The sequence below is a fragment of the Acidovorax soli genome, assembly GCF_014207955.1.
Taxonomy (GTDB): Bacteria; Pseudomonadota; Gammaproteobacteria; order Burkholderiales; family Burkholderiaceae_C; genus Acidovorax; species Acidovorax soli_A.
This window is the reverse complement of sequence record NZ_JACHLK010000002.1, coordinates 559,802-577,951: the sequence shown is the minus strand read 5'-3', so window position 1 is coordinate 577,951 and position 18,150 is coordinate 559,802. Positions and strand designations below refer to the sequence as shown.

Below are 18,150 nucleotides of genomic sequence, written 5' to 3'. Positions count from 1 at the left end.
TCAGCCCAGCAACTGCTTTGCGTGGAGGGCCATCATCTTCTCTTCGTTTGCGGGGATGACCAGGGTCTCGAAGCTGCCCAGCATGGGCAGCCGGGCCAGGATGGCGGCGCGCACGGTGTCGGCGTTCTCGCCGATGCCGCCGGTGAACACCAGCGCATCGATGCCGCCCATGGACACCGCCAGCATGGCCGTGTACTGGGCCACCTTGAGCGCGAAGTAGTCGATGGCAAAGGCCGCCTGCGGGTCGGCGCTGGCCTGCAGGGCCTGCATGTCGCTGCTCACGCCCGACAGGCCCTTGAGGCCCGACTCCTGGTACAGCAGGTGCTCGACCTGGTCCGCATCCATGCCCAGCGTGCGCTGCAGATAGAGCACGGCGCCGGCGTCGATGGCGCCGCTGCGTGTGCCCATGGGCAGGCCGTCGAGCGCCGTCATGCCCATGGTGGTGTCCACGCTGCGGCCGGCCTGCATGGCACACAGGCTGGCGCCATTGCCCAGGTGGGCGGCCACCACGCGGGCCTGGGCCAGGTCTGGCCGGGTGCGCACCAGCTCGTGGGCCAGCCATTCGTACGACAGGCCATGGAAGCCATAGCGGCGCACGCCCTGGTCGCGCAGTTGGCCGGGCAGGGCGAAGGCCTGGAACAGCGGGTCCATGCGCGCATGGAAAGCGGTGTCGAAGCAGGCGATGTCCAGCGCATGGCTGGCCAGGCGCTGCGATGCCGCAATGCCGGCCAGGTTGTGCGGCTGGTGCAATGGCGCCAGCGGGGCCAGTGCCTGCAGCTGGGCCAATATCTCAGGCGTCACGACCACCGGCGCATGGAAGGCCGCGCCGCCATGCACCACGCGGTGCACCACGGCGGCCAGGCGCCAGCCGTCGTCGTGCTCGTCGATCAGCGCGATCACGGCGGCCATGGCGCTGTCGTGGTCGGCCGCGGGCAGGGCAGTGCGCACGGGGGCCTCGGCACCTGTGATCTTGGCCGACAGCTGGGCGCTGGTGCCGATGCCCGTCACCTTGCCCGCCATCAGCACCGCCAGCGATGCGCGCTCGAACACCTGGAACTTGATACTGGACGAGCCGACGTTGAGCACCAGCAGCACGGGGACCAGCGGCTGCGTCATTTGATCTGCCCCTTGCTGCGCGCATGGGCCAGCAGCAGCGCCACGGCGCAGGAGAGCAGGCGCGCGCGCTGGCTGTCTGCCCGGCTGGTCAGGATGACGGGCACGCGCGCACCGAGCACGATGCCGGCGGCTTCGGCCCCGCTCATGAAGATGAGCTGCTTGGCCAGCATGTTGCCGGCCTCGATGTCGGGCACCAGCAGGATGTCGGCATCGCCCGCGACTTGCGAGACGATGCCCTTGGTGCGCGCCGCCTCGGCGCTGATCGCATTGTCCAGGGCCAGCGGGCCGTCGATCAGGCAGCCGGTGATCTGGCCGCGGTCGGCCATCTTGCACAGGGCGGCGGCGTCGAGCGTGGCGACCATCTTGGGGTTGATGGTCTCCACGGCGGCCAGCACGGCCACCTTGGGCAGGCCAGACACGCCGAAGAGGGCGTGCCACAACTCCACGGCGTTCTGCACGATGTCGGCCTTGGTGGGCAGGTCGGGCGCTATGTTCACGGCCGCGTCGGTGATGATGAAGGCCTTGGGGTAGCTCTCCAGGTCCATCAGGAAGGCGTGGGAGATGCGCCGCTCGGTGCGCAGCCCCGCGTCGCTCTTGACCACGGCGGCCATCAGCTCATCGGAGTGCAGCGAGCCTTTCATCAGCGCATCCACCTCGCGCGCGGCGGCCAGCGCCACGGCCTTGGCGGCCGCATCGTGGCTGTGCTCGGCGTCGATCAGCTGCCAGCCCGCAATGTCCACCGACGCGGCCTCGGCCGCCTCGCGGGTGCGTGCCGCGGGCCCCACCAGCACGGGGGTGATCAGTCCTTGCTGCTGGGCTTCCTGGGCGGCGCTCAGCACATTGGCCGTGACCGGGTGGACGATGGCCGTGCGGGCCGGCGCAAGCGTGCGGCAGTGGGCGAGCAGGGAGTCGGCGTCAAAGCTGTTCATCGTCCATCACGAAAGTTGAGGAAGACAAGAAGGGTACAGGGCCCGGCCTCACCGGTGGCCCAATACCCATTCGGCAATGCCCGGCCAGGCGGTCTTGAGCGTGCCGCTGCCCATGAACAGGCCGATGTGCCCGCCGGGCACCAGCTTGCGCACGATGCTGTGCTTGGGCGTGCCGATCAGCTCGGCCGCGGCGAAGACCTGCTCGGGTGTGGTGATGTCGTCGGCCTCGCCGCCCAGCAGGTAGGTGGGGATGGTGATGTCGCGCAGCGCCAGCGTCCGCCCCAGCCCGACAAACTGCCCCTTGGCAAAGCGGTTCTCCTTGAACAGTTGCTCGATGGCCTGCAGATAGTAGGCGCCGGGCAGGTCCACCGGGTTCTCGTACCAGCGCTCGAACTGCTCGGTGCGCGCGACCTGGCTCTTGTCCTCGATGTGCTGGTACAGCGTGGTGTACTTGTTGGCGTACTGTTCGGCCGGGTGCATGTTCTTCCAGCCGGCCAGCATCAGGCTGCCGCGCATCAGGCCCTGGCCTGCGGCCACCATGTCCTTGTAGGTTGAAAGCGGCATGCGGTGCGCCAGGCGCTTGATGGGGCCGTCGCCGGCATCGGTGTCGATGGGCGAGCCCGCGAGCACCAGGCTTTGGACCTTGCCCGGAAAGCGCGCCGCGAACATGGCGCTCAGCCAGCCGCCCTGGCACAGGCCGATCAGGTGCACCTGGCCGCCCAGGTCGTCGATGGCCACGTTGAGCTCGGCCAGGTAGGTGTCGATGTCGAAATAGCGCATGGCCGGGGTGGCGCTCTTCCAGTCGGTCACCAGCACGCGCGGCGCGCCGGCGGCCATGAGCACCTGCACCAGGCTCTGGCCGGGCGCATAGTCGGCAATGGTGGAGCTGTGCCCCGCAAAGGGCGCGTCGACCAGGATGGGGGTTCCCTTGGCCGCACTGTCGGTGAACTCGCGCAGCCGCATGGTCGCCAGCTCCAGCCGCACCTGGTTGGGCGTGGCCCAGGCGGGCTGCGGCGGGTGGTCGATGACGGCGGCCTCGGTGGCAAAGTCGGCGTTGCGCTGCATCAGCGCCAGGGCCTGCTCGCCCAGGTGCCAGGCAGCGGCCATGGGCCAGAAGAGGGGGACGCTGTGCTCGGCCGCCAAGGGTGCAGCCGGTGTGCCGTGAGAAACCTTGCCGTGATCGGACATGGAGAAGCTCCCAGAAGGTTGCCCGGCGCAGGGGGGCGCACGGGGCATCTGTTGCGGTGCAGCAAACAGCTTACCATGGGCATGTGGCGCCTTTTTCGGGGCGCCTAAGCCCTACCGGAGACCACCGCATGGACCACGAAGAGCGATTCACCGCCTCCCACTGGGAGGAGCTGCTGCAGGAGATCGACCTGGAGGTCGACCAGATGGCCATCGTCTGCCAGGTGCCGCTGGCCGCGCCCGGGGTGGCCGAGCGCGTGCTGTCCAACGACGGCTTTGTGGCCGGCCATGACAACCCGGCCGCCTTCAAGAAGCTGCGCGGCCTGCTGGCCATGCACTACGCCGTCACGCGCCAGATGGTGGGCGAGCTGGGCGGCGACGCCACAGCGGCCATTGCCGAGCATGTGCGGCAGCACCTGGCGCCGCGCATCGGGCACCAGCTGGATGCGCCCAGAACCGACTCCTGACCCACGCAAGCCACTCGCTTCGCTTCGCGATAGCACGGGCGGTTGTGCGCCGGAGGGCCCGGCCCAGGCTCCCGACACCCCGCAGGCGCTTGCGGACGCGATCCAGCGGATGCTGAGCGATGTGCGCTCTGGCAGGCAGGGGCGTGGCCGCAGCGCTGGTGGGTGGAGGCGGGTGGGACGGTCTTGCACGGAATGGCTCTGTGACCGGGCTGTGAAAATTTATGTACATAAATTTACTTTGATGATTAAATTGCCATATAAATTTTCATTCATATGGCATACGAACCCACCACCTCCGAACATCCGGTCCTGCGGGACGTCCTTCCCTCACATGGGCACCTGACGCAGTTGCGCCGGGACTTTCACGCCTGGCCCGAGCTGGGCTTTGAAGAAGTCCGCACCGCCCAGCGGGTCGCCACCGAGCTGCGCCTGCTGGGCGTCCAGGTCCACGAGGGCGTGGGCCGCACGGGGGTCGTGGGGGTCATCGAGGGGCAAAGCACGGCCAGTGGCCGCAGCGTGGGCCTGCGTGCCGACATGGATGCGCTGGCCCTGTGCGAGCTCAACACCTTTGGCCATGCATCCCAGCGCCCTGGCGTCATGCACGCCTGCGGCCATGACGGCCACACCGCAATGCTGCTGGGCGCGGCCCGCTACCTGGCGCACCACCGCCGGTTCAACGGCACGGTCTTCCTGATCTTCCAGCCCGCCGAAGAAGGGCGCGGTGGGGCGCAGGCCATGCTGGCCGACGGCCTGTTCGAGCGTTTTCCGGCCGACGAGATCTATGCGCTGCACAACTCGCCCGTGCTGCCCGTGGGCACGGTGGCCGTGGCGCCCGGCGCCTGCCTGTCGTCGGCCGACATGTTCACCCTGCGCATCACCGGCCGGGGCGGGCACGGCGCGCATCCGCATCTGGCCGCCGACCCGGTGCTGGCGGCGGCCCACGTCGTTTCGGCCCTGCACCACATCGTGCCCCGCAACGTGCCGCCGATGGAGAACGCCGTGCTCAGCCTGTGTGCCATCCAGGGCGGAGACATGCTGGCGCGCAACGTGATTCCGGATACGGTGGAGATCGGCGGCACTGTGCGCACCTTCTCCGAGCCCGTGCGCAGCCTGATCGAGCGGCGCATCGCCGAAGTGGCCCAGGCCACGGCCCAGGCGCACGGCTCGCGCGCCGAACTGGACTACTCCCGCCTGTTTCCGCCCACCGTGAGCACCGAGCGCGAGGCGCGCTTTGCCGCCACGGTGGCCGCCGGGCTCGTGGGGGCGGCGCAGGTGATCACCCAGCCCATGCCCTCCACGGCATCCGAGGACTTCGCCTGCATGCTGGAGCAGCGCCCCGGCGCCTACCTGCGCGTGGGCCAGGGCGGGGCGGAGCAGGGCCGCACCCTGCACAACCCGCACTACGAGTTCAACGACGCCATCCTGCCGCTGGGCGCCAGCCTGCTGGCCAGCCTGGCGCTGGAAGCCCTGCCGCTGTAACGGCCTGACCCCTCATCAAGAAAAAACCACCAGGAGACAAGACCCATGAACCCCGTTCGCCCCCCCACGCTGCGCCGCCTGGCCGCAACCCTGGCCCTTGCTGCGCTGGCCCCCTGGGCCACCGCCGCCACCCTGCGTTTCGCCGACCAGGGGGACGCCATGTCCATGGACCCGCATTCCATGCAGGAGTCCTTCCAGCTGAGCTTTCTGGCCAACATCTACGAGCCGCTGGTGGGGCGCGGGCGCGACTTCCAGCTCATCCCCATGCTGGCCACACAGTGGGAGCAGACGGCGCCCACCGTCTGGCGCTTCCACCTGCGCCGGGGCGTGCGCTTTCAGGACGGCACGCCGTTCACCGCCGACGACGTGCTCTTCAGCTACGAGCGCACGCGCTCGGAGCCCTCCGACACCAAGCTCTACGTGGCGCCGCTCAAGGAGATGCGCAAGATCGACGCCCACACCATCGAGATGGTGACCCGGGACCCGTTCCCGACCCTGCCGGACCTGATCTCGGGCTGGCTGATCATGGGCAAGGCCTGGTCCGAGAAGAACCAGTCCGCTGTGCCCACCGACGTGCGCAAGGGCAAGGAGAACTTCGCCAGCCTCCATGCCAATGGCACCGGTCCCTTCATGCTGGTGTCGCGCCAGCCCGGTGTGCGCACGGTGCTCAAGGCCAGCCCCACCTGGTGGGGGCAGAAGGAGCACAACCTGGACGAGGTGGTGTTCACGCCCATCGCCAACGATGCCACGCGGGTGGCGGCCCTGGTGTCGGGCGAGGTCGACCTGATGGAGCCCGTGCCCTTGCAGGACATCCAGCGCCTCCAGTCCGACCCCAAGCTCAAGGTTCTGCAGTCGCCAGAGCTGCGCACCATGTACCTGGGCCTGGACGTGGGGCGCGATGAGCTGCTGTTCTCCAGCGTCAAGGGCAAGAACCCGCTCAAGGACCTGAGGGTGCGGCGCGCGCTCTACCAGGCCATCGACATCGAAACCATCCGCAGCAAGGTGATGCGCGGCTCGGCCCTGCCGGCCGGGCTGCCGCTGGCCCCCGGGGTGCGCGGCCACGAGGCCGACCTGGACAAGCGCCTGCCCTACGACCCTGCCGCCGCGCGCAAGCTGCTGGCCGAGGCGGGCTACCCCGAGGGCTTCGAACTGGGCCTGCATTGCCCCACGGATCGCTATGTCAACGATGCCGAGATCTGCCAGGCGGTCTCCTCCATGTGGACCAAGGTGGGCGTCAAGACCACGCTGTCTGCGGAAACCAAGTCGCTGTACCTGCCCAAGGCGCTCAAGCGCGAGGTCTCGGCCTTTCTGCTGGGCTGGCAGCCCGCCAGCAACGACGCCCACAACACGCTGTGGGCCTTGCTCAACACGCCCGGCAAGGACGGCCAGGGGCGCTTCAATCTGGGCAGCTACTCCAACCCCAGGCTCGACGAGCTGACCCAGCAGATCGGCGTGGAAGCCGACCCTGCCAGGCGGCAGGCCCTGATGCGCACGGCATTGACGCTGGTGAACGCCGAGCTTCCCCTGCTGCCTTTGCACACCCAGAACCTCGCCTGGGGCGCCCGGCGGGCGATGGACCTGGTGCAGCCGCCCGACAACAGCGTGCCGCTGCGCTACATCCTGATGAAATGAGACCGGCCACCCCTGTGCGGATTCGCCCTGGCAGGGACAGCGCCGGTTTCGTGCCCCGTGGGGGGCCCAGCGCCATGCGCAACTGACATAACATCGGTCGACATCGCTTCGAACCTCCGCCCGTGAACGCTGCCCGCCACCTGCAATCCCGTTATGCCGACCTGACTGCACAGCAGCGCCAGGTGGCCGACCACATGCTTGCGCACCCCTTCGAGGCAGCCACGCTGGCCATCGATGCGATGGCGGAGCGCTGCGATGTGTCCGTGGCCACGATGAACCGCTACGCCCGGGCGCTGGGCTACCCGGGCTACAGCGCCTTGCGCAAGGACTGGCAGCAGGTGCTGCACGGTGCCGCGCCCCCGGTCGACAAGCTGCAGCAGCAGCGCACCCAGGCCACGCAGCCGGCGCAGCGCCTGCAGGCGGCGTTGGAAGACGGGGTGGAGCAACTGCGCTCGGCTGCCGCGCTGCTCCATGCCGACACACCGCAGCAGGTGGCGCAACTGCTCGCGCAGGCGCCACGCGTGGGCGTGCTGGGCAGCGATGTCAGTGCCTATCTGGCGAGTTACTTCGTGAGCTATGCCAGCCTGTTCCGGGGCGGGGTCGATGCCATCAGCGGCCTGGGCGGGGCGGGCGAGGCGCAGCGCCGGGTGCTGGCGCTGCAGCAAGGCGACATGCTGCTGGCCATTTCGCTGCCCCGGTACTCGACGCTCACGGTCGAGCTGTGCGCCCTGGCCCGCGAGCGGGGCGTGTGGGTGGTGGCCATCACGGACAGCCCCGCATCCCCCGTGGCGCCCCACGCCCACCATGTGCTGCTGGCACCGTCGCAGCACGCGGTGCTGCCGGCCGGTGGCATGGGCGTGCTCGGCCTGCTCGAAGGCCTGTGCGCGCTGATTGCCGCACAGAGCCCACGCTCGCGCGAGGAACTGCTGGAGCTGGCGCTGGGTGCCTCGCGGTTCCACACCGACGCGCTGCCGCGCCGCCCCCGTCCCTGAAGAAAACCCAGCGCTTGTGCAGCAGGCGCTGGCAGCCATCCGTCGTGATGGTCAGAGCTTCTTGACCAGCACCTGGCTCTTGCGGTCCCAGTTGTACTTGCGCTTGCGCGCATCGGGCAGCCAGTCGGGGTCCACCGGCTGGAAGCCGCGCTTGATGAACCAGTGCATGGTGCGCGTGGTGAGCACGAAGATGCTCTCCAGCCCCGCGGCGCGCGCGCGCTGCTCGATGCGCTTGAGCAGTTTTTCGCCATCGCCCGTGCCCTGGCTTTGCGGCGACACGGTGACAGCGGCCATCTCGGCCGTCTTGGCCTCAGGGTAGGGGTAGAGCGCGGCGCAGCCAAAGATCACGCCGTCGTGCTCGATGATGGTGTAGGCGGCGATGTCGCGCTCGATCTCGGTGCGGTCGCGCTTGACCAGGGTGCCGTCCTTCTCGAACGGTTCGATCAGTTGCAGGATGCCGCCCACGTCGTCGATGGTGGCTTCGCGCAGTTCTTCGAGCTTTTCATCGATCACCATGGTGCCGATGCCGTCGTGCACGTAGACCTCCAACAGCAGCGAGCCATCCACCGCAAAGGGCAGGATGTGGCTGCGCTCCACGCCGGCCTTGCAGGCCTTCACGCAGTGCTGCAGGTAAAAGCCCGTGTCGGTGGGGTTCTGCGCCACCGGCAGCGTGGCCAGCAGGGCCTGTGCGGCCGCCAGCGGCAGCTCGGTGTCGATGGGGTTGTCTTCGCTCTCGGGCTCGCCGGGCTGCATGCGGATGCCGGGCACCTCGGTCAAAAAGATCAGCTTGTCGGCGCGCAGCTCGATGGCCACGCTGGTGGCCACTTCTTCCATGCTCAGGTTGAAGGCCTCGCCCGTGGGCGAGAAGCCGAACGGCGAGAGCAGCACCAGCGCGCCCATGTCCAGCGTGCGCTGGATGCCGGCCACGTCCACCTTGCGCACCAGGCCCGAGTGCTGGAAGTCCACCCCGTCCATGATGCCCACGGGCCGCGCCGTGAGGAAGTTGCCCGAGATCACGCGCACCGTGGCGCCGGCCATGGGCGTGTTGGGCAGGCCCTGGCTGAAGGCGGCCTCGATCTCGTAGCGCAGCTGGCCCGCGGCCTCCTGCGCGCAGTCGAGCGCCACCGAGTCGGTGATGCGGATGCCGTGCGAGTACCTGGCCGCATGGCCCTTGGCCGCCAGCTGCTCGTTCACCTGGGGGCGAAAACCGTGCACCAGCACGATCTTCACGCCCATGGCCTGGATCAGCGCCAAATCCTGCGCAATGCTGTGCAGCTTGCCCGCGGCGATCCCTTCGCCCGTCAGCCCGATCACAAAGGTCTGGTTGCGGAACTTGTGGATATAGGGCGCCACCGAGCGGAACCAGGGCACGAAGGTGAAATTGAAGACGGCGGACATGGCTGCGAAGGGTGGGGCGAGCGGTGTAATAAGAATATTGGCAGGCGCGCATCATAAGGGCGTACCCCGCCCCATGCTGCAGGGCGCATCACACGCCCTTGCGGAACGCCCCCAGTTTGGCGGCAAACGGCTCCAGCACCAAGCCTTCGTCGGGCAAACCGCCTGGTGCCGGGGGCGCCAGGGCAATGCCGCAGTCTGCCAGCAGGGCCACCATCTCCACGGGGGCGATGGTGCCCTGGCGCAAGAGCGCGTCCACCGTGCGGCCCAGGGCCTCGCGGTGGGTCTGCAGCAGCTCCTGGGCGCGGCGGTACTGCTGCTGCATCAGCGCCTCGATGGCATCGTTGCTCGGCCCCACGTCGGTGTTGACATGGTTGTCCATCTCCACCGTGACATCGGTGCGCGCCAGCCGGGCGCCAAAGCCGTGGTTGCGGATGTAGCGCGCGGCATCGGCCGTCACCTGCTTGTAGTCCTGCTCGGCGCCCGTGGTGCAGGCCATTTCGCCAAAGACCAGCTCCTCGGCCACGCGGCCGGCCAGGCCCACGCACATCATGTCCAGCACGTTCTGCCGCGTGGTGGCCTTGAGGCTGGAGAAGCTGTTGTAGCCGCCCTCGAAGGAGGCGATGTTGATCTTCACCTCCTGCGGCGCATGGCCGAACAGCACGCAGTACGCCAGGCCGTGGCCGGCTTCGTGCACCGCCAGCAGGGCGCGGAAGTCCGCATTGGCGCGCTGCTTGAGCCGGTTGAGCTCCAGCACCACCGGGAAGGTGGTCTCGCAAGGCCCCTGCGGCCCCTGGCCCCGCACCAGCAGGTGGCGTTTGCCGGGCGCCAGGTGGATGGGGAACTCCTGCGACAGCGGCAGTTGCTCCTGCAGCACCCACAGTGCGGCGTTGACCAGGTTGGCGCTCATGATGGCGTGCACCGACGAGAACAGCGGCCGCGTGCCCTGCGCCGGAAAGACCGCGTTGGCATACAGCTCGTCGAGCACGTCCTGCCCGATGGCGAAGCGCACGCCGCACTGGGCGGCGATGTCGTCCACGTAGCGCGCGCACAGGTTGCGGATGAGCTGCTCGTAGGTGGCCTTGCTGAACGAGGGGTAGATCACATGCCCGTTGCCCAGGCGCGCGATCTGCTCGGGTTTGAAGCGTTCGCCCAGGGCCTTCTTCACGTCGATCAGCGAGAGCTTGCTCGTGAGGCGGTGGAAGATATCGGCGTCGGTGTCGCAGTCTTCCACGCGCTGGGCGGTCTCGTGGTACATCTCGTCGAGGTTGCCGCAGACGAAGACCAGCAGCTTGCTGTAGTCGGTCTCCCAGGAGTGGTGCGACTGCTGGAAGCGCGTGAACAGCGCCTGCACCTTGGCCGGCGGCCACTGCATGATCTCGGCCAGCGGCTCCTGCAGCTTGAGCATGCGCTTGAGTTCCTGCGCGTCCCAGGCGTCGAGCTGGAAGCGGTAGGGCGCCTTGCCCGCGCGGTCATCGTCGCCGTCTTCTGCGCGCTCGGCTTCGTAGTGCGCGTCGGCCAGCTTGCGCTCGATGTTGGACAGCGCGCTCAGCGCGGGCGGCAGGCGCCCGTCCGAGAGCAGGGTCCAGACGTCCTGGTAGCGCTCGACCTTCACGTCCTCTCCCTTGCGGTCCATGGTGCGAAAGCGCTGGAACTCGTCGAGCACCAGGATGCCGGGCGCCCCCTCGGTGATGCCCGAATCGCCCAGCATGCCCGAGATGGTGGAACTGCGGTAGCTGGCGCCATGGCTGAAGCCGTCCATCTGCACTTCCACGAAGCGGTCGTAGTAGCCCAGCAGCTGCGCCAGGCGCCGCGTGAGCTGGGTCTTGCCGGTGCCGGTCAGGCCCCAGAGGCAGACGATGACCGGGCGGCTGATGAGCTGGGGCAGCACGTACCAGGCGCGCACGGCATCGATGACGCGGTCGATCACGTCGTCGATGCCCACGAGCTCGGCCTTGAGCTGCGCCGCCGCCTGGGCCAGCGCCTGCTGGCGTGCGCCCAGGTCCGCTGCGCTCGCCGCGCCGGTGGAGGCTCCGCCGTGGGCGTGCACCGGGGCCGGCGCCGCATGCGGTGCGGTGGTGGGCACCCCGCCCGCAGCCAGGGCCGCGGTGGGGTGCAGGGTGTGCCGCAGTTGCGGCGGCACGTCGTTGGAAAAGGGGTTCATATCGTCAATCGATCAATCGCTTTGCAGCTTGCCTTGGATCGCCTTGCGCAGGGCGACGTTGTCCGCGCGGCGCTGGGCCCCGCGGCTGCGTATGTGCTTGCCTGCCGCACTGGACAGGCTGCGCTGGGCCAGCGCGGTGGCCACAGGGTTTCGGGGCGGGCCCGAGGATTCGAGCTTCAGTACCAGGGGCTGCTTCATGCGGCGCAGCTTCTTGATTTCACCCTGGGCGTAGGCTCGGGACAATTTTTGGGCACTCATGTGTGCGTTCCACCAACAAAAAACCCCGGCGATGTAGCCAGGGCTTGTGGAGCGCCGCACTGGGTGCGAAAGAGCGCTTGTTTGCCGTGGCTGGACTCGTGAATGCACAGTCCAGCCGGGGCGGTGGACTGTGGTCAGGCAGGAGCGAACAAGGGAACAAACATAGCGGTGACCTCCAGTGGGTGCTTTCAGCGGCGGCCGACAGGGCCGTGATGGCTGAAAGAAGACGCGATTGTGGCGAGGTGCGCAGCGCGTGGCAAGCGGGAGCGACGGACTGTCGCGTGAAAGGAACAGTGCGGTGCGCCCCGTTCAATCAGTCGCCCTGGCGGTAGACCCAGCCCGCCGCGTGCAGCCACTCCTGCTGGTCCTGGGTGCGCACGACCAGCTCGACCAGGTCGCGGCCTTCCTGCAGGGGCACCCGCACGGCCATGCCCGCACGGTCTGCCGACAGGGGCAGCAGAAACTGCCGGTCGTCCCAGAACAGGTAGCCGCGCAGCTCGGGCAATTCCTTCAGCGTGGCGGTGGCCATGCTGCCGGTCGCCAGCAGGATGGACTCCGGCGCCTCGTTGGCCTGGATCCAGGTGCTGTCCAGGCGGTCGGCCCAGGCGGCGGGCAGCGGGGCGGCGGCACGCGGCATCTGCTGCGCCATGGGCGTGGTGACCCAGTAGTGCCCGGCGCGGGCCGGCTCGCGCGACAGCAGGTAGCGGCGGCCATCGGCTTCTTCCCAGCGGTAGTGCGTGCCGGGCCTGGCATCGGACCACCACCAGCCATCGCTGCGCAGGCGCAGCCCTTCGCACAGCGGCTCCCAGCCCTTGAGCGTGGCGGACCACACCAGGAGGTCGATCTGCTGGCTGTCGGGCGAGGCCACCTTCAGCGGCTTGGTCGCCCGCCCATAGATGCCGAGCAGGGCATCGACATCGGTGGTGGAGGTGGTGGCCACCGAGGGCACGGTGGTGCTCACCTTGGATGGCAGGGCCTGCAGCTGGCCGATCTCCTGCAAGGCCCGCAGCAGAATGCCCTCGGCGATGGGGCCGGGGCGAAAGCCCGGTGCGTTGCCCGTGAGCAGCAAGGCCATGCCGGCCTGGGGCAGCACATAGAAGTCGCTGGCGCAGAACACCGTGCTGCCGCTCTTTTGCCAGGCCCGCACGCCGGCGGGGCCCAGGCCCGGGTGCTGGGTGCTGTCCCAGCCCAGGCCCCAGTGCCAGTCGGGCGTGAGGTTGATGCGCATGGCCGGGTTCTGGTCGCTGCCCATCTCCAGCACGCCGGCCTTGGACACGATGCGCTGGCCATCCTGTTCCCCGCCCTGGATCAGCAGGGCGGCCAGGCGCATCATGTCGCCCGGCGTGGTGCACAGCCCGCTCGTGGCATAGCCCATCACGAATTCCTGGCCCTGCCGGGCCTGGCCGATGTAGCCCGGCGCGAAGCTGCCTTCGGCCAGGGGCTGCAGCGTGAAGCCCGAGCGGCCCATGCTCAGCGGGGTGAGGATGGCAGACTGCACGAAGGCGGTATAGCTCTGGCCCGTGACCGCCTGCACGATGCGCTCGATGAGCGTGAAGCCATCGTTGCAGTAGACCGCCATGGCGCCGGGGGCGTGCTTGAGATGCATGTCGGCCAACGCGGCCTCCAGCCCGGCCGCATACCCGGGCAGGGGGGCAAAGGCGAACATGTTGCGCAGGTAGGTACCGGGCAGGCCCGAGGCGTGGCTCAGCAGGTGGCGCACCGTGATGTCGCGGTAACCCGACGAAAGCATGCTGAACTGCGGCAGGTAGCGCACCACCGGGGCATCGAGCTGCACCAGCTGGCGGTCCACCAGGATCATGACGGCCAGGGCCGCGACCACCTTGCTGACCGAGCCGACGTTGAAGCGCGTCTCCGGCGTGGCAGGGGTGGCCGGCGACTCGCGCAGCACCCCGAAGGCCTCCTGCCAGACGATGCGGTCGCCGTACATCAACGCAATCGAGGCAGCCCGGGTTTCGCTGGCCTGCATGGCCTGGCGGATCTGGCGGCGGCCCCAGGCCATGGTGGCATCCAGGTTGGGCGCGGGGGCACCGCTGCCGCCGCAGCCGGGCAACCAGGGGGCCACGGCCGCCGTGCCGGCCCAGGCCAGCCAGTCGCGGCGCGATGGGCGGGGGGGCTGCGGGTCCAGGAGCGGCGTGGGAGCAGGGGGCTGCAAAGGCATTCGGGGTGTTCTTGGCTGCGCGCGGCGTGAAGAAATGGCCGGGGGTGATTACATCCTGAAAATCACCCCTTCCGGCCCTTGCCGGGGGGCGGCAGGGGTGGCTTTTTTTTGCCGCGGCGGGCCATGGGGTCGCCGCCCATGGCCGGTGTTGCACCAGGCCAACGCAGGCCTCGGATAATGCAGGCCTTCATGACCGACTCCACGCCTCCCATTTCTGCCGTTTCCCCGCCTGCCGCCCCGCGCGCAGCGCCGCTGCGCATCACGTTCCCCGAATCTCTGCCCGTGTCGGGCAAGCGCGACGAGATCATGCAGGCCATGCGCCAGCACCAGGTGGTCATCGTCTGCGGCGAGACTGGCTCGGGCAAGACCACGCAGCTGCCCAAGATCGCGCTGGCCCTGGGCCGGGGCAAGTGCAATGCGCCCGCCGGCCAGAAGGGCCAGCTGATCGGCCACACCCAGCCGCGCCGCATCGCGGCCAGCAGCGTGGCCAAGCGCATCGCCGAGGAGCTGGAGACGCCGCTGGGCGACGTGGTCGGCTTCAAGGTGCGCTTCCAGGACCGGCTCTCGCGCGACGCCTCGGTCAAGCTGATGACCGACGGCATCTTGCTGGCCGAGACGCAGACCGACCCGCTGCTCAAGGCCTACGACACCATCATCATCGACGAGGCGCACGAACGCAGCCTGAACATCGACTTCCTCTTGGGCTACATCCGCCAGATACTGCCGCGCCGGCCGGACCTCAAGGTGGTGGTGACCTCGGCCACCATCGATGCGGATCGGTTTGCCAAGCATTTCGAGTCGGCCAAGGGCCCTGCGCCGATCATTTATGTATCGGGCCGCACCTTTCCGGTGGAGCAGCGGTGGCGGCCGTTCGAGGAGACGCGCGACCATGGCCTCAACGAAGCCATCGCCGACGGGGTGGACGAGCTCTGGCAGGGCAATGCCTCGGGCGACATCCTGATCTTTCTGCCCGGCGAGCGCGAGATCCGCGAAGCCGCCGACCACCTGCGCAAGCACCTGTCGCACCACCCGGTAATGCGCAGCGCCGAGGTGCTGCCCCTGTTCGCACGCCTGTCGCAGGCCGAGCAGGACCGCATCTTCGACGGCCACACCGGCCGGCGCCTGGTGCTGGCCACCAACGTGGCCGAGACCTCGCTCACGGTGCCGGGCATCCGCTACGTGATCGATGCGGGCACGGCCCGGGTCAAGCGCTACAGCTTTCGCAGCAAGGTGGAGCAACTGCTGGTCGAGCCCATCAGCCAGGCCGCCGCCAACCAGCGCGCGGGCCGCTGCGGCCGTGTGGCCAATGGCATCTGCATCCGCCTGTACGACGAGGCGGATTTCAATGCCCGCCCGCGTTTCACCGATCCGGAAATCCTGCGCAGCTCGCTGGCCGGCGTCATCCTGCGCATGAAGTCGCTGCACCTGGGCGACGTGGTGCAGTTCCCCTTCATCGAGGCGCCCTCGGGCCGCGCCATTGCCGACGGCTACCAGCTGCTGGGCGAGCTGGGTGCGGTGGACGATGCCAACGAGCTCACGCCCATGGGGGTGGAGCTGTCGCGCCTGCCGCTGGACCCGCGCGTGGGCCGCATGATTTTGGAGGCGCGCGACCGCAAGGCGCTGGACGAGGTGCTCATCATCGCCAGTGCCCTGAGCGTGCAGGACGTGCGCGACCGCCCCATGGAGGCACAGCAGCAGGCCGACCAGGCGCATGCCAAGTTCGACGACGAGAAGAGCGAGTTCAGCGGCTACCTCAAGCTGTGGAAATGGATCAACGAAGCACGGGGCGGGGCACCCAGCCTGCCGTCGGCCCGCGCGCAGAAGGCCATGGCCAACCAGCGCGCGCCGTCGCAGGCCTTTCTGCCCGTGGCGCAACGCTCGGTGGCTGCAGCGGCGCCCGCGCCCGCCGTGGCCGCGGCCACAGCGCCCACGCACAAGCTGAGCAACCGCCAGTACGAGCAGTTGCTGCGCCAGAACTTCATCAGCATCCGCCGGTTGCGCGAGTGGCGCGACATCCACACCCAGCTGCTCACCGTGGTGACCGAGCACAAGTGGGCCATCAACACCCAGCCCGCGAGCTACGAGCAACTGCATTTGTCCATGCTGGCCGGCCTGCTCGGCAACATCGGCGCCAAGGGCGAAGAGGAAGACTGGTACCTGGGCGCGCGTGGCATCAAGTTCTACAAGCACCCGGGGGCCCACCTGTCCAAGAAGCCCGGCCGCTGGATCGTGGCGGCCGAACTGGTGGAGACCACACGCCTGTTCGGCCGGGGCATTGCCGCCATCGAGCCGCAGTGGCTGGAGCAGGTGGGCGGCCACCTGCTCAAGAAGCAGTTGCTCGACCCGCACTGGGAAAAGAAGTCGGCCGAGGTCACGGCGCTGGAGCGCGCCACGCTCTACGGCATCGTCATCTACAGCGGCCGGCGCATCAACTTCGGCAAGATCGATCCGCATGCCGCGCGCGAGATCTTCATCCGCGAGGCCCTGGTGGGCGGAAACTGGGAGAGCAAGCTGCCGTTTCTGGCGGCCAACCAGAAGCTCATCGCCAAGGTCGAGGAGCTGGAGCACAAGTCGCGCCGCCAGGACGTGCTGGTGGACGACGAGCTGATCTACGCCTTCTACGACCAGCAACTGCCGCCCGATGTGTGCAGTGGCCACGGCTTCGAGGCCTGGTACCGCGAAGCCTCGCGCCAGCAGCCCGACCTGCTCAAGCTCACGCGTGAGGAGCTCATGCGCCACGAGGCGGCGGGCATCACCAGCAACGCCTTTCCCAAGACCGTGCGCCTGGGCGGGGTCGACTGCGCGGCCACGTACCTGCACGAGCCCGGCGATGCGCGTGACGGCATCACCGTGACGATTCCACTGTTCGTTCTCAACCAGGTGAACGAGGAGCGCTGCGAGTGGCTGGTACCCGGCATGCTCAAGGACAAGATACAGGCCCTGCTCAAAAGCCTGCACCAGCGCCCACGCAGCCGCTTCGTGCCGCTGCCCGAGAACGCCGCGCGTCTGGCCGAACTGCTGGGCGCGCCCGAGCGCTTCGGCCAGGGCGGGCTGACCGACGTGCTGCTCAAGCAGGTGCGCGACGAGACCTCGCTGGACGTGAAGCGCGCCGACTTCAAGCTCGACATGCTCAGCCCCCACCTGTTCATGAACTTCCGCGTGGTGGACGAGCATGGCCGCCAGCTCGGCCATGGCCGCAACCTGGGCGCCCTTAAGGCCGAGTGGGGTGCCAAGGCGCGCGGTGCCTTCCAGGCGCTGGCCGGGCTCAAGCTGGCCGCTGGTGCGCCCACCCCACCGGCACCAGCCCCTGCGGCGCCCGCGCCAGGCAAGGCAGCCGCTGCGACGAAAGCACCGGCGGCCGCCCCTGCCAAGCCCGCGGCCCCGGCCGGCCAGCGCTACACGGCCTGGACCTTTGGCGAGCTGCCTGAGCTGATGGAGATCAAGAAGGCCGGGCAGACGCTGATCGGCTTTCCGGCGCTGATCGACGGCGGCGACGCCGTGACCATCGAGGTTTTCGACGAACCCGAGGTCGCTGCGGCCAAGCACCGCGCGGGTCTGCGCCGCCTGTTTGCGCTGCAGATCAAGGACGCGCTCAAGTACCTGGAGAAAAACATCCCCGACCTGCAGAAGATGGCCGTGGCCTACATGCAGGTGGGCCGCAATGCCGACGGCACGGGCGGTGGCACGCAGGAGGAGCTGCGCAACCAGATCATCGACGTGGCGCTGGACCGCGCCTTCCTGCTCGACCCGCTGCCCACCGACGAGTTCGCCTTCAAGCGCCGGATGGAAGAGGGCAGGGGCCGCCTGACTTTGATCGCCAACGAGGTGGCACGCCTGGCGGGCACCATCCTGATCGAGTTCGCGGCCGCCGCGCGCAAGATCAAGGACACCAAGAATGCCCCCGAGGCCACGCAGGACGCCCAGCAGCAACTGGCCCGGCTGATGCCCAAGAACTTCATCGCCGTGGCGCCCTGGGCGCAACTGGCCCACTACGCGCGCTACCTCAAGGCCATCACCCTGCGCCTGGACAAATACCGCGCCGACCCCGCGCGCGACGCCGCCAAGCTGGCCGAGCTGCGCCCGCAGGAGCAGCGCTACTGGCGCCTGGTGGCCGAGCGCAAGGGCCAGGTGGACGGCCGCATGCAGGAGCTGCGCTGGCTGCTGGAGGAACTGCGCGTGAGCTTCTTCGCGCAGGAGCTGCGCACGCCGCAGCCGGTGAGCGTGAAGCGCCTGGAAAAGCTCTGGGCGCAGGTCAACAGCTGATACGGATTGGCATTTGATCGCATAGCTAGGCGGGAAGCCGCAGACAGTGCTGTAGCACGGCAAGGCGAACCAACGACGCTATGCGGTTAAA

The 18,150-nt window shown here is 68.7% G+C and carries 12 protein-coding genes; 5 read left to right on the top strand and 7 right to left on the bottom strand.

Annotated features, from left to right (window positions below; all coding sequences use genetic code 11):
• Genes HNP48_RS07125 through HNP48_RS07115 form a run of 3 tightly spaced genes read right to left on the bottom strand, consistent with a single transcriptional unit; the run spans position 1 to position 3,233 of the window.
• Positions 1–1,116 carry an acetate/propionate family kinase gene (locus HNP48_RS07125; protein ID WP_184856189.1) on the bottom strand — a complete coding sequence of 372 codons (1,116 nt, stop codon included), beginning with the start codon at positions 1,114–1,116 and terminating at the stop codon, positions 1–3.
• Positions 1,113–2,045, bottom strand: coding sequence for a bifunctional enoyl-CoA hydratase/phosphate acetyltransferase (locus tag HNP48_RS07120; RefSeq protein ID WP_184856188.1), 933 nt, complete (start codon positions 2,043–2,045; stop codon positions 1,113–1,115). Before HNP48_RS07120 ends, HNP48_RS07125 begins: the two co-directional genes overlap by 4 nt.
• A 48-nt stretch (positions 2,046–2,093) precedes the next feature.
• The gene (locus tag HNP48_RS07115) at positions 2,094–3,233 is read right to left on the bottom strand and encodes an alpha/beta fold hydrolase (protein ID WP_184856187.1); all 1,140 of its coding nucleotides are present in this window, start codon (positions 3,231–3,233) and stop codon (positions 2,094–2,096) included.
• A gap of 128 nt (positions 3,234–3,361) precedes the next feature.
• On the opposite strand from HNP48_RS07115, the gene HNP48_RS07110 reads away from it, so the two are divergent.
• The 4 genes from HNP48_RS07110 to HNP48_RS07095 all read left to right on the top strand — a co-directional run bounded on the left by HNP48_RS07110 (position 3,362) and on the right by HNP48_RS07095 (position 7,800).
• Positions 3,362–3,697, top strand: a complete 336-nt coding sequence (locus HNP48_RS07110) for a hypothetical protein (protein WP_184856186.1) — start codon at positions 3,362–3,364, stop codon at positions 3,695–3,697.
• A gap of 273 nt (positions 3,698–3,970) precedes the next feature.
• The gene (locus HNP48_RS07105) at positions 3,971–5,176 is read left to right on the top strand and encodes an amidohydrolase (protein ID WP_184856185.1); all 1,206 of its coding nucleotides are present in this window, start codon (positions 3,971–3,973) and stop codon (positions 5,174–5,176) included.
• 45 nt (positions 5,177–5,221) lie between these two features.
• Positions 5,222–6,808, top strand: a complete 1,587-nt coding sequence (locus HNP48_RS07100; protein ID WP_184856184.1) for an ABC transporter substrate-binding protein — start codon at positions 5,222–5,224, stop codon at positions 6,806–6,808.
• 122 nt (positions 6,809–6,930) lie between these two features.
• Positions 6,931–7,800, top strand: a complete 870-nt coding sequence (locus HNP48_RS07095; RefSeq protein WP_184856183.1) for a MurR/RpiR family transcriptional regulator — start codon at positions 6,931–6,933, stop codon at positions 7,798–7,800.
• Positions 7,801–7,851: 51 nt separating this feature from the next.
• Here the strand turns inward: HNP48_RS07095 and argA are convergent, their stop codons facing one another.
• The 4 genes from argA to HNP48_RS07075 form a co-directional block, all read right to left on the bottom strand.
• On the bottom strand, positions 7,852–9,198 hold the full coding sequence (gene argA / locus HNP48_RS07090) for an amino-acid N-acetyltransferase (RefSeq protein WP_184856182.1): 1,347 nt from the start codon (positions 9,196–9,198) through the stop codon (positions 7,852–7,854).
• An 88-nt stretch (positions 9,199–9,286) separates the two neighbouring features.
• Positions 9,287–11,359, bottom strand: a complete 2,073-nt coding sequence (locus HNP48_RS07085; RefSeq protein WP_184856181.1) for an AAA family ATPase — start codon at positions 11,357–11,359, stop codon at positions 9,287–9,289.
• Between the two features lie 12 nt (positions 11,360–11,371).
• Positions 11,372–11,617, bottom strand: a complete 246-nt coding sequence (locus HNP48_RS07080; RefSeq protein ID WP_184856180.1) for a hypothetical protein — start codon at positions 11,615–11,617, stop codon at positions 11,372–11,374.
• Between the two features lie 313 nt (positions 11,618–11,930).
• Positions 11,931–13,796, bottom strand: coding sequence for a serine hydrolase (locus tag HNP48_RS07075; RefSeq protein ID WP_184856179.1), 1,866 nt, complete (start codon positions 13,794–13,796; stop codon positions 11,931–11,933).
• Positions 13,797–13,985: 189 nt separating this feature from the next.
• On the opposite strand from HNP48_RS07075, the gene hrpA reads away from it, so the two are divergent.
• The gene (hrpA, locus tag HNP48_RS07070; protein WP_184856178.1) at positions 13,986–18,059 is read left to right on the top strand and encodes an ATP-dependent RNA helicase HrpA; all 4,074 of its coding nucleotides are present in this window, start codon (positions 13,986–13,988) and stop codon (positions 18,057–18,059) included.
• The last annotated feature ends 91 nt before the right edge of the window (positions 18,060–18,150 follow it).